A 12,285-nucleotide genomic window follows, 5' to 3' on the forward strand; every position below is an offset into this window, starting at 1 on the left:
CTATCCCGCCGACGCCAGCAGCGCCGCCCAGAGGTCGGCGCGGGCGTGGAAGGCGCCGAGGTCCCGCCCGAGCAACTGCTCGGCGTGGCTGATCCGGCCGCGCACGGTGTGTCGGTGCACGCCGAGCTCCGTCGCGGCCGGGCCGAACTGGCCGTTGCGCTCGAGCCACACCCGCAGGGTGGGGAGCAGCGCCGTGCCGTGGGCGGCATCGTGGTCGGAGAGCGGCCGGAGGGTGGCGCGGCCGACCTCCGAGGCATCCGTTCGGGCCAGGAACGCGAGCACGCCCTGCCGTGAGATCACCTCGAATTCGACGATGCCCGCCGCGCCTTCGTGGGCGCGCTCGAGCGCCTGTCGGGCCTGGGCCGCCGCGTGCGGCAGGGCACGATAGGCGCTCCGGTCGGAGACGCCCACGTGCAGCCCGAGGCCCACCAGCTCGGCGAGCACCGGATCGGCGGCGACATCGAGGATGAGCACCACCTGGCCGCCGTCGCGGGCGAAGAACAGGTGCCCGGGGCGTTCCTCGACCCGCAGTTCGAGCAGCTCGGCCAGAGCGTCCAAGCGTTCGGGCGGCGGGGAGACGACGGCGACCCGTACCGGCTCGGCCGGGAGGGCACCCCAGAGCTCCCGGGAGATGCTCTGCACCAGCGGGAGGTCGCCGCCGAGTAGCGCCTGCAGCAGCCCGGACCGCAGGTGGCCGCGGGCGCGACCCTGGGCGCTGTTCTGCTCGAGCGCGAGCCCGGCGAGGGCGATGACGCTGGTCACCACCTGCTGGCTGGCCTGGTCGAGCAGGGTGCCGCCCCCGAGGGCCAGCACCCCGCGCAGCTGGCCCTGCCTCCCCAGGGTCTGCAGGGTCAAAGTCTCGCCGCCCTCGTCGAGGGTGCTGCCGGCCCGCTGCCCGCGGCGGAGCAGCCGGCCGGCCTCCGCCTGCACCTGCGGCAGGGCGGTGGAGGAGGCGGAACCGGAGAACGCGTCGCGGGGGAAGACCCGGTCGAGCGTGCCGCTCGCGTCGAAGAGCGCGACCCAGTGGCCCAGCTGCCGGGACAGCTCGCTAAGAATGTTGCTCAGGCCGTCGGGTCGGAGGGCCGCGTGCGAGATGGCCCGCTGGGCGTCCAGCGCCCAGGTGTTGCGGGCATAGCGCAACTCGGCGACCAGGTCGCCGGCCGCGCGGGCCACCGCGATGAACGGAGTGTCATAGGGCACCTCGATCAGGGGCAGCCCCTCGGCAAGGCAGGCCGCAACGAGGGCCTCCGGCGTGCCGGCGCGCACGACCTCCGTGCCGAAGCCGAGACAGGCGATGCCGCGGGCCGTGAGCCGGCGCACGTAGTCGCGGTAGTAGGCATCCGTCATCGGGTCGGCGAACTGGGTGCCGGTGGTGAGGAGCACCTGGCTGGCGGAGAGAAACGGCGTCGGGTCGGCCAGGTCGGAGCCGTGCACCCACTCCACGGGCTGGTCGAGAGTGTGTGCCGGCAGCTGCGGCTCGGCCGTGAGCAGGCGCAGCTGGAGGCCGGGCTGGGCCAGCAGGCGGCGCACGGTGGGCAGGAGCGGCGGGGCCAGGTTCGGAGCCATGCGACGAGTGTACAACGTGGCGAAAGTTCACCCGCGCGTTGTACACGGTGCCGGATGTTGCGGGTGGCCGCCCTGCGTAGCCTCCTGGAATCGGTATCGTCGCCGGCCCCGCGCCGATGCAACAGCCAGCGAACTGGAGCAGCAATGACCCTCGTAGACGCCCTTTCTGTGATCCCGGTCGGCGGACCGTCCCTTCCCCAGGAACGCCGCCTCGTCACCGCCATCCCCGGCCCGAAGTCCCAGGAGCTCGGACGTCGCAAGATCGAGGCCGTCTCCGCCGGGGTGGGAGTGACCCTGCCTGCCTATATCGTCGCGGCCGGCGGCGGTGTGCTTGTCGACGTCGACGGCAACTTCCTGATCGACCTCGGCAGCGGCATCGCCGTGACCGGCATCGGAAACAGCGCCCCCGAGGTCGTGGCCGCCGTGGCCGCCCAGCTGGCCCAGTTCACGCACACGTGCTTCACCGTGACGCCCTACGACTCGTACATCGAGGTAGCCGAGATGCTCAACCGGCTCACCCCGGGCGACCACGCCAAGCGCAGCGCCCTGTTCAACTCCGGCGCCGAGGCCGTGGAGAACGCCGTCAAGATCGCCCGGCACTACACCGGCAAGCAGGCCGTCGTCGCCTTCGACCACGCTTACCACGGCCGCACCACCCTGACCATGGGCCTCACCGCGAAGAACCAGCCGTACAAGAACGGCTTCGGCCCCTTCGCCGCGGAGATCTACCGGGCACCCATGTCGTACCCCTACCGCGACGCCGGACTCGACGGGGTAGGGGCCGCCCGGCGCGCCATTTCCCAGATCGAGAAGCAGGTCGGCGCCGACAACCTGGCCGCCCTGATCATCGAGCCGATCCAGGGTGAGGGCGGCTTCATCGTGCCCGCACCCGGCTTCCTTCCCACCCTGGTGGACTGGTGCCGCGCGAACGAGGTCGTCTTCATAGCCGACGAGGTGCAGACCGGATTCGCCCGCACCGGCGACCTCTTCGCCAGCAACCACGAGGGCATCGTGCCCGACCTGATGGTGATGGCCAAGGGCATCGCCGGCGGCCTGCCGCTCTCCGCCGTCACCGGCCGCGCCGAGATCATGGACGCACCGCAGGTCGGTGGCATCGGCGGCACCTATGGCGGCAACCCGCTCGCCTGCGCCGCGGCCCTGGCCACCATGCGCAGCTATGAGACCGAGAACCTGGCCCAGCGCGCCCGTGAAATCGGCGCCATCCTGACCGAGCGGCTGAACGCCATCCGTGCCGTCGACAAGCGTGTGGGCGATGTGCGCGGCCGCGGCGCCATGATCGCCATCGAACTGGTCGACCCGGTGACCGGAGACCCGGATGCCGCCCTCACCGGCCGCGTCGTGGCTGCCGCCCACGCCATGGGCGTCGTGCTGCTCACCTGCGGCACCTACGGCAACGTGATCCGCTTCCTGCCGCCTCTGAGCATCTCCGACGACCTCCTCGTCGAGGGCCTGCAGGTGCTGGTGAGCGTGCTCGCCGCCGCATGAGCCCTGGCTCCGCGGTCTCCTGCCCGAAGCCGACGGGGGCACAGGGCGATCAGTCATACTGGGGGAACGCCGCGGGGAGGGTGGCGGAAACGCCCTTTCTGCACGGCCTCCACCCCTGATCAAAACTTCATTCGCATTTCCCGTATCGCATCGGAAAGAGTCTCATCGTGTCCACTCGTGAAACCGAACTGCTCGCCCGCGTCCCGGACGGCCTCTACATCAACGGCACCTGGCAGCAGGGTGGCGGTAAGGCCATCGAGGTCACCGACCCGGCGACCGGTGCTGTGCTCAAACGGATCGCGAACGCGGATGCCGCCGACGGCATCCGTGCCCTCGATGCGGCCGTCGAGGCGGCCGAGTCGTGGGCGGCTACCGCGCCGCGTACGCGGGCCGAGATCCTGCGCCGGGCCTTCGACCTGCTGCAGGAGCGCCGCGATGATTTTGCGCTGCTGATGACCATGGAGATGGGCAAACCTCTCGCCGAGGCCAATGGAGAGGTCACCTACGGCGGCGAGTTCCTGCGCTGGTTCAGCGAGGAGGCCGTGCGCATCAGCGGTCGCTTCGGGCTGAACCCGGAGGGAACCGGCACGATGGTTGTCTCTCAGTATCCGGTCGGACCGTGCCTGCTGATCACTCCGTGGAACTTCCCGCTGGCCATGGCCACCCGCAAGATCGCCCCCGCGCTCGCCGCCGGCTGCACGGTCGTCGTGAAGCCCGCCGAGCTGACCCCGCTGACCACCCTCTTCTTCGTGCAGCTGCTCGAAGACGCCGGGGTACCGGCCGGCGTCGTCAACGTGATCACCACGTCGACCTCTTCCGCCGTTGCCGGGCCGATCATCGCCGACCCCAGGCTGCGGAAACTCAGCTTCACTGGGTCGACCCCCGTGGGCCGCAAGCTCATTCAGCAGGCGGCCCAGGGTGTGCTGCGCACCTCGATGGAGCTCGGCGGCAACGCCCCGTTCGTCGTCTTCGAAGACGCCGACCTGGACAAGGCCGTCGAGGGCGCGATGCTCGCCAAGTTCCGCAACATCGGGCAGGCCTGCACCGCGGCCAACCGTTTCATCGTGCACGAGTCCGTCGCCGCCGAGTTCGCCCGCCGCCTGACCGAGCGTGTCGGCGCGCTGAAGATCGGCCGCGGCACCGAAGCCGGCGTCACCATCGGCCCGCTCGTCAGCGAGGCTGCCGTCGCCGGCACCGATGCCCTCGTGCAGGACGCGCTGGCCCACGGCGCCACCCTGCTCGCCGGCGGCAAGCGCCCCGAAGGCGCCGGCTCCTTCTACGAGCCCACCGTGCTGACGGACGTGGCCCCGGCCAGCGCCCTCCTGACCGAGGAGATCTTCGGCCCGGTCGTCGGCATCGTCACCTTCGCCGACGAGGCCGAGGGCGTGCGTCTGGCGAACTCCACCGAGTACGGCTTGATCAGCTACGTGTACACCCAGGACCTCGCCCGCGGGCAGCGGATGATCGCCAAGCTTGAAACCGGAATGATGGGTCTGAACACGGGCCTGGTCTCCAACGCGGCGGCACCGTTCGGCGGTGTCAAGCAATCCGGTCTGGGCCGCGAAGGCGGGCTCGAGGGCATCCAGGAGTACCTGTCCACCAAGTACACGCTCATCCCGGTCTCCTGACCGGCGACGTACCTGTTTTTCACCTGCTTCCCCACCACCAGAACGCAATGGAGCACTTCTTGAGCATCATCGAACGTGACATCGTCATTATCGGCGCGGGGGCATCCGGCCTGACCGCCGCGACCGAGCTGCGGAAGGCCGGCCTCACCGTGGCCGTGCTCGAAGCGCGAGACCGCGTCGGCGGCCGCCTCCACACCGACGACATCAACGGTGCCATGCTCGAGATCGGCGGCCAGTGGGTTTCGCCCGATCAGGACGCACTCAAGGAGACCATCGCCGAGCTGGGCCTCGAGACCTTCGCGCGGTACCGCGAGGGCGAAAGCGTCTACATCAACGCCGCGGGGGAGCGAACCCGGTTCGAGGGCGAGATCTTCCCGGTCTCGGCCGACACCGAGCGCGAGATGGTGGCCCTGATCGCCACTCTCGACGAGCTCGTGGACCAGATGGACCCCGACCGTCCCTGGGCACACCCGCGTGCGGTGGAGCTCGACCAGATCTCCTTCCGGCGCTGGCTGGAGCAGGAGACCGACGACCAGGAGGCCCGCGACAACATTAGCCTCTTCATCGCCGGGGCCATGCTGACCAAGCCGGCGCACGCTTTTTCCACGCTGCAGGCCCTCCTGATGGCGGCCAGCGCCGGCAGTTTCAGCAACCTCGTCGACGCCGACTTCATCCTCGACGAACGGGTCGTGGGCGGGCTGCAGCGGGTGCCGATCCTGCTGGCCGAGAACCTCGGTGACGACGTATTCCTCGGGCAGGCCGCCCGCACCGTGCGCTGGGGCGACGCCGGCGTGAGTGTGCTCACCGACGACCTCGAGGTGCGTGCGCGTCGCGTGATCGTTGCCGTTCCTCCCGTGCTCTACACCCGGATCTCCTTCGATCCGCCGCTGCCACGCCGCCAGCAGATGATGCACCAGCACCTCTCGATGGGCTTCGTGATCAAGGTGCACGCGGTCTACGAGACCCCGTTCTGGCGGGAGGACGGCCTCTCCGGCACGGCCTTCAGCCCCTACGAGCTCTCCCACGAGGCCTACGACAACACCAATTTCAACGACCCGCGCGGCACTCTGGTCGGCTTCGTCTCCGACGAGGCCGCCGACGGCGTGTTCACCGTCTCGGCGGAGGAGCGCAAGCAGCGCATCCTCACCTCGCTCTCGCACTACTTCGGCCAGAAGGCACTGACGCCCGTCGTCTACTACGAGAGCGACTGGGGCACGGAAGAGTGGACCCGCGGCGCCTACGCGGCGAGCTTCGACCTGGGCGGGCTGGCTCGCTTCGGCGCGGACCTGCGCACACCGGTTGGCCCGATCCTGTTCTCCTGCAGCGACCTCGCCGGAAAGGGCTACCAACACGTCGACGGCGCAATTCGGATGGGACGCGCAACGGCCGCGGAGATCGTCGCCGAGCTCGACTTGTAAAGCAGGCGCGGCGGCATCCGTCGGCCGGCCTGGTTCGGTCGGTCTGTGTCTCGCGGCGCAGATTGCAGAAGCGGGCGCACGGTAGAACGTGCGCCTGCGTCCCAACGGTGCGCCGAGAGCGGGTGCGCTGCTACTCGTCGAAGGTATTGAGCATTGCGAAGGCCGCGCGCTCGAGGTAGTCCCAGAGCTGGTCGCGCTGCAGCGGTGCAAGAGCGGCCTTGTCGACGGCGGCGCGCATGTGGTTCAGCCAGCGGTCGCGGGAATCCGGGTTCACCTTGAAGGGCTGGTGCCGTTGGCGCAGCCGCGGGTGGCCGCGCTGCTCGCTGTAGGTGGTCGGGCCACCCCAGAACTGCTCGAGGAACATGGTCAGACGCTCGGCGGCCGGGCCCAGGTCGTCTTCGGGGTACATCGGCTTCAGTACCGGGTCGGTGGCGACGCCGCGATAGAACTCGTTCACCAGATTCTCGAAGAACGGCCTACCGCCGACCTGCTCGTAGAACGTGGCGCCGATCGCGGTGCCGTTCTCGCCCGCGCGCAGGTGGACCGCACCGGGCGTGGCAGGAGTGGGGGCGCCGGCATCATTCGTCATCGTGAGTCTCCGGATCTGGTGCCGTGTGCGTGGGTGCCTCGGTCTTGGGTGTCGGGGCCTTGGGTGCCGCGGTTTTGGGTGTCGGGGCCGTGGGCACAGCCGGGTCTGTACCGGAAACATCCGCTGACGCTGCGCGTGGGTGGGCCTCCTGGGGCAGCGCGGTCGCGGCGTTCTTGGGTCGGCGGGGTGCGCGGGGAGCCTTTTTCTTCCGCACCGGGATCGGGGCGGTGAACGGGCCGGTGGTGAGGTCCGGCATGGCCGCGGCTGCTTCCGCGGCCGCGTCGGGCGTTCCCTCGGAGCCGGGGTCGGAGCCGGCGGCGACCGTGCCATCCGTGCCGGCCATGACCACGCTGTTGAGCGGAGTCAGACCGATGCCGAGCCCGTCCAGCGCCTTCTTCAGGTGCAGGCGCAGGTCGCGGGCGAAGTCCCACTTCGCCGCCACCCGGGTCTTGACGACGAGGCGCACGACGAGGGCCTCGGCGGAGATCGACTCGAGTCCCCAGATCTCCGGCTTCTCCAATATCACCGACCGCCACTTGCGGCTGGAGGCGAGCGCCTTCGCGACGCGCAGCAACTCGTTCTGCACCGCCTCGACATCGGACGAGTAGGGGATGGCGAGGTCGATGATCACGCGCGCCCAGCCCTGGGACATGTTGCCGACGCGCAGGATCTCACCGTTGCGCACGAACCACAGAGTGCCGTCGATGTCACGCACCTGGGTGACACGGATGCCGACGGTCTCCACGACCCCGGAAGCGAAGCCCACGTCGACGATGTCGCCCACGCCGATCTGGTCCTCCACGACCATGAACAGCCCGTTCAGGATGTCCTTGACGATGTTCTGCGCGCCGAAACCGAGACCGGCGCCGAGCGCGGCCGTCAGCAGGGCGAAAGAGCCCAGGATTTCATTGTTGATGATGTTGACGATCAGCAGGATCGTCACGATCAACAGGGTCACGTTGATGATATTCGAGAGCACCGAACCGAGGGTGCGGGTGCGCTGCACGACGCGCACGGCGGCTAGCGGCGAAACGCTCAGCGCCTGCGTGTCCTCCACGTTCTGGGTCTTCTTGACCCCCGTGACGATCTGTTGCACGACGCGGTCGATCACGAAGCGCAACACCCACCGGATGACCAGCGCGGCCACAATGATGACGACGATATTGATGACCCTGAGCCACAGGTCGATTTTGAAAAATTGAATCAGTTCAAGCCAGATTGCGTCAAAGTCCATAACGATCCGAGTCTACAGAGCCGCGTCCTGTCCAAGTCCTGAGGCCGCGGCTCCGCACCCAGCCGCACCCTGTTGACCCCTGCCACCCGCCCGAACGAATTCGACGGAGATTTCTACCCAGGCGACGAGCTGAACCGGTTTTGTGCGGCTCGGGGAGCAGAATCTCCGTCGAATTTATTAGGGGCGAGGGCGAGGGTGGGAGCGGGGGTGGGGACGGGGGCGAGGGCGGATGCGGCGTGGGGCACGAACGGCGCGGGCGGGCGGATGCCTCGGCGCGGCTATTCCGCGTCGCGCGCCTGGGCGGCGAGGGCGCGTTCGACCCCGGCCAGGTTCTCGATCACCAGGCGACGCAGCGCGAGCGGCTCCGGGTTGGCGTCGAGCCACTTTCGCGTCGCGGTGACGAGCGCCCGGTCAGCCAGCGGCGCCGGGTATAGGCCGAGCACCAGCTTTTCCGCGATGGAGAAGCTGCGGGCGGCCCAAACCGGCTGCAACATGGCGAAGTACTGCTCGACGAACGGCTCCAGCAACGTGGTGTCGTTGGCCCTCAGGAAACCGGCTGCCGTGACCCGCACGATGGTGTTCGGCGCGGTGTCCACGTCGATCAGAGATGACCAGGCGGCCTGCTTGCCCTCCAGGGTGGGGATGGCGGCGCGGGCCTGCGCGGCCGACTGGGCGCCGGTCGCGGTGTTGTCCGCGGCCAGTGCTGCGTCGATCTCGACCGCGTCGGCCTTGCCGCCGGCTACGAGGGCGATGAGCAGCTCCCAGGAGAGGTCGGTGTCGATCTCGAGGCCGTCGAGCGGCGCCGTGCCACCACGCAGCGCGGCAACGGATGCCAGCTGGCTGTCGGTGGTCGCGATGGCGGCGAAGAACTTCACGAACTGGAATTGCTCGTCGCTGCCGGCGTCGGCGTGGCGGGCGAGGGACCAGAGCGCGTCACCGACCTCCTTGACTGTACTCGTACGGAATTCCTCGGCGACGTAGTACGAGGCGGCGAGCACAACCTGGCCGAGCACGGTGCGCAGCGTGGTGGACTCGGATTCCGTCGCGACGTTGCCGAGCACAAGCGTGATGAAGTCGCGCGCCGAGGTCTCGGCGTCGCGGGTGGCGTCCCAGACCGCGCCCCAGATGATGGCGCGGGCGAGGGGGCTCTCGATCGCGGAGAGGTTCTCGAGGGCCACCTCCTGCGATTCCGGGTCGAGGCGGATCTTGGCGTAGGCCAGGTCATCGTCATTGAGCAGAACGAGGTCGGGTTGTTGGCGGCCGAGCAGTGACGGGACATCCGTCTGCTCGCCGTCGACGTCGATCTCGATCCGGTGAGTGCGCACCAGGGCGCCGTCCACCCGGTCGTAAAAGCCGATGGCGAGGCGGTGCGGGCGGATGGTGGGGTAGTCGGCCGCGGCGGTCTGCAGCACCGTGAAGCCGGTGATGGCGCCGGACTTGTCCACGACGATCTCGGGACGCAGCGTGTTCACGCCCGCGGTCTCGAGCCACAGCTTCGTCCACTCGGTGAGATCGCGGCCGCTGGAGGCTTCGAGCAGGGCCATCAGGTCGGTCAGCTCGGTGTTGCCCCACTGGTGCTTCTGGAAGTACGCGGCGACGCCGGCGAAGAATTCATCGCGGCCGACCCAGGCCACGAGCTGCTTGAGCACGGAGCCGCCCTTGGCGTAGGTGATGCCATCGAAGTTGACCTGCACGTCTTCGAGGTCGTTGATCGTGGCGGTGATCGGGTGGGTGGAGGGCAGCTGGTCCTGCTTGTAGGCCCAGCTCTTCTCCATCACGGCGAAGGTGGTCCACGCTTCGGTCCACTCGGTGGCCTCGGCGGTTGCCATGGTCGACGCCCACTCGGCGAACGACTCGTTCAGCCACAGGTCGTTCCACCACTTCATGGTGACGAGGTCGCCGAACCACATGTGCGCCAGTTCGTGCAGCACGGTGACGACGCGGCGTTCCTTGATGGCGTCGGTGACCTTGGACCGGAACACGTACGTCTCCGTGAAGGTGACCGCGCCGGCGTTCTCCATGGCGCCCGCGTTGAATTCCGGCACGAACATCTGGTCGTACTTGTCGAACGGGTACGGGTAGTTGAACTTGCCCTCGAAGTATGCGAAGCCCTGGCGGGTCTTCTCGAACAGGTAATCCGCGTCGAGGAACTCGAACAGGCTTTTACGGCAGAAGAGCCCGAGCGGGATGACGCGGGCGTCGTTGGAGGTCAGCTCGCTGCGCACGACTGCGTAAGGGCCGGCGACGAGGGCAGTGATGTAGCTGGAGATGGTGTGGGTGGGGGCGAACGCCCAGGTCTTGTGGCCGCTGCCGGCATCCGTCGGCTCGGGCGTGACGGAGTTGGAGATGACTTCCCAGGCGCCGGGGGCGGTGACGGTGAAGGCGAACGTGGCCTTGAGGTCGGGCTGCTCGAACACGGCGAAGACGCGGCGGGAGTCGGGCACCTCGAACTGGCTGTACAGGTAGACCTCGTTGTCGACCGGGTCGACGAAGCGGTGCAGGCCCTCGCCGGTGTTCGTGTACTCGGCGTCGGCGACGACGGTGAGCGTATTCTCGGCGGCTAGGCCGTCGAGCTGAATCCGGATGCCGTCACTGACGAGTGAGGGGTCGAGCGCGGCGCCGTTCAGCGTCACCGAGTGCACGGTGCGGGTGATCGCGTCGATGAAGGTCGACGCGCCGGGCGTCGCGGTGAAGTGCACCGTGGTCTCGCTGCCGAACGTTTCCGGTCCGGTCGTGAGGTCGAGGGTGACCTCGTAGCTCTGAACGGTGATGAGCGCGGCGCGCTCCTGGGCTTCGATCCTGGTGAGGTTCTCTCCGGGCAACGGTTTCTCCATCTCGGTTTCGCGGTCTGCACGCGCGCCGACGCTTGTGGCGCCGCGCACCGACAATCAGCCTAGCCAAGGAATATGGTGTCTGCACGAGGGTAAGCACCGACCCGTGGGCCGCGACGGACGACCGGTACCGTGAGTTTGCTGACGTGGGAGCGCGCGGCATGAGCGCCTGCTAAGAGGCGTGGGCGCACAAAGTTTCGGATGACCCGGCGACCTCCGCTCCGATCGCCGGTTCTCGGCTCTGAAACGGCTTCGTGCTCGCGCCCGATGCCGAACCCCTCGCAGTCACCCGGCCGCACAGGCGGGGGCTGCATTGGCGGCGAGCAGGGACCGTCGCCCCGGCAGGTGAGCGGAGGCGTCGCCCGGCCGTGTGCGTGCGCTCACCCGTCATCCGGTGTCTGGTGTCCCGCGTCCGGTGTCGGGCGTGGAGTCAATTCGACGGAGATTCTGCGGAAAAGGGCGGATTAAGGCCTCCGTGGAGCCGTTTCGCGCAAAATCTCCGTCGAATTCGTTCTGGGCGGCTCTAGGGTTATCCACAATGACAACCCGAGACGCGCTCCGTGATGCCTACGACGCACAGCTTCGGCTCTGGGTTCCGACCGACCGGCCCACGGGCATCCGTTACGAACTGTCGGGCCCGGTTCTGCGGATCTTGGGACGGCACCAGGGGCTCGTCGAGACCGCTCGCGACGTGGGTGCGACCGGCGCGGCGCTCGACGCCCTGATCGCGGAGCACCGCGATTTCTTCGCTGCCCGCGGCGAGGCCTTCGAGTGGAAGACCCGCGGCCACGACCTGCCAGCCGATCTGCCGGACCGCCTGCTTGTGGCCGGCTTCGTGGCCGAGGAGCTGGAGACGGTCGTCGTCGCCGAGACCGAACGCCTGAACGCCGTGCCGGTGCTGCCGGTCGGCGTCACGATCAGGCAGGTCGACACCCGGGCCGACTTCGAGCGCATCGCCGCGCTGCAGTCGCAGGTCTGGGACGAGGACTACGCCTGGCTGGCCGACCAGCTGGAGGCCGGTGTGCGTGAGGCCCCGGGCGACGTGCTCGTGTTCGTCGCCGAGGCCGGCGGCGTGCACGGCGGCGAGCTCGTCTCCTCGTGCCGGCTCGAGTTCACCCGCGGCACTGATTTCGCGGGACTCTGGGGTGGGTCGACCCTGGCCGCCTGGCGGGGCCGCGGCATCTACCGGGCGCTGGTGGCATACCGCGCGCGGCTCGCGCACCAACGCGGTGTGCGCTACCTGCAAGTGGATGCCTCCGACGATAGCAAACCGATCCTGCTGCGGCTGGGCTTTCAGGCCATCACGACGACGACCCCCTGGGTCTGGACCCCGCCGGCTCCTGACTGAGGTGCGGTTCGGCGGGGCGCGATCCCGGTGCCGGCACGCAGCGGCATCCGCTCGCCGCACCAAAATGGCCCGCACCATGTCGCCCGCCCGAACCAATTCGACGGAGATTCTGCCGAAACCAGGCCGCAACCGGCCGCCCGGGTGCGCAAACCTCAAAATCTCCGT

General features: G+C 68.8%; 8 protein-coding genes. 4 read left to right on the forward strand and 4 right to left on the reverse strand.

Annotation, left to right across the window (positions count from 1 at the left end; all coding sequences use genetic code 11):
* Complete coding sequence (locus tag E3O54_RS03185; protein WP_134400931.1) at window positions 1-1,566, reverse strand: PucR family transcriptional regulator; 1,566 nt, start codon at window positions 1,564-1,566, stop codon at window positions 1-3.
* 144 nt (window positions 1,567-1,710) lie between these two features.
* On the opposite strand from E3O54_RS03185, the gene gabT reads away from it, so the two are divergent.
* From gabT to E3O54_RS03200, 3 genes are all read left to right on the forward strand, one after another.
* Window positions 1,711-3,072 (forward strand): 4-aminobutyrate--2-oxoglutarate transaminase, encoded by a 1,362-nt coding sequence (gene gabT / locus E3O54_RS03190; protein WP_134374204.1) that lies wholly within the window; start codon window positions 1,711-1,713, stop codon window positions 3,070-3,072.
* Window positions 3,073-3,236: 164 nt separating this feature from the next.
* Window positions 3,237-4,700 (forward strand): NAD-dependent succinate-semialdehyde dehydrogenase, encoded by a 1,464-nt coding sequence (locus tag E3O54_RS03195; protein WP_104103314.1) that lies wholly within the window; start codon window positions 3,237-3,239, stop codon window positions 4,698-4,700.
* A 23-nt stretch (window positions 4,701-4,723) separates the two neighbouring features.
* Complete coding sequence (locus E3O54_RS03200) at window positions 4,724-6,118, forward strand: flavin monoamine oxidase family protein (protein ID WP_370247235.1); 1,395 nt, start codon at window positions 4,724-4,726, stop codon at window positions 6,116-6,118.
* Window positions 6,119-6,248: 130 nt separating this feature from the next.
* On the opposite strand, the gene E3O54_RS03205 is transcribed toward E3O54_RS03200, so the two are convergent.
* From E3O54_RS03205 to pepN, 3 genes are all read right to left on the reverse strand, one after another.
* Window positions 6,249-6,707 (reverse strand): globin, encoded by a 459-nt coding sequence (locus tag E3O54_RS03205; RefSeq protein WP_134400932.1) that lies wholly within the window; start codon window positions 6,705-6,707, stop codon window positions 6,249-6,251.
* Window positions 6,697-7,941 (reverse strand): mechanosensitive ion channel family protein, encoded by a 1,245-nt coding sequence (locus E3O54_RS03210; protein ID WP_134374198.1) that lies wholly within the window; start codon window positions 7,939-7,941, stop codon window positions 6,697-6,699. The genes E3O54_RS03205 and E3O54_RS03210 overlap by 11 nt, the downstream gene beginning before the upstream one ends.
* Window positions 7,942-8,219: 278 nt before the next feature.
* Entirely contained in the window at window positions 8,220-10,763 is a 2,544-nt protein-coding gene (gene pepN / locus E3O54_RS03215) for an aminopeptidase N (protein WP_134400959.1), read from the reverse strand.
* Window positions 10,764-11,310: 547 nt separating this feature from the next.
* Between pepN and E3O54_RS03220 the strand changes: the two genes are divergently transcribed.
* The gene (locus tag E3O54_RS03220) at window positions 11,311-12,120 is read left to right on the forward strand and encodes a GNAT family N-acetyltransferase (RefSeq protein WP_134400933.1); all 810 of its coding nucleotides are present in this window, start codon (window positions 11,311-11,313) and stop codon (window positions 12,118-12,120) included.
* Window positions 12,121-12,285 lie beyond the last annotated feature (165 nt).

The sequence above is a fragment of the Cryobacterium sp. TMT2-4 genome (genome assembly GCF_004402575.1).
GTDB lineage: Bacteria > Actinomycetota > Actinomycetes > Actinomycetales > Microbacteriaceae > Cryobacterium > Cryobacterium sandaracinum.

Excerpts from the sequence above, each read along its gene's own strand:
- E3O54_RS03205 (WP_134400932.1), bottom strand. The coding sequence starts at position 6,707 with ATGACGAATGATGCCGGCGCCCCCACTCCTGCCACGCCCGGTGCGGTC.
- E3O54_RS03185 (WP_134400931.1), bottom strand. The coding sequence starts at position 1,566 with ATGGCTCCGAACCTGGCCCCGCCGCTCCTGCCCACCGTGCGCCGCCTG.
- gabT (WP_134374204.1), top strand. The coding sequence starts at position 1,711 with ATGACCCTCGTAGACGCCCTTTCTGTGATCCCGGTCGGCGGACCGTCC.
- E3O54_RS03210 (WP_134374198.1), bottom strand. The coding sequence starts at position 7,941 with ATGGACTTTGACGCAATCTGGCTTGAACTGATTCAATTTTTCAAAATC.
- E3O54_RS03220 (WP_134400933.1), top strand. The coding sequence starts at position 11,311 with ATGACAACCCGAGACGCGCTCCGTGATGCCTACGACGCACAGCTTCGG.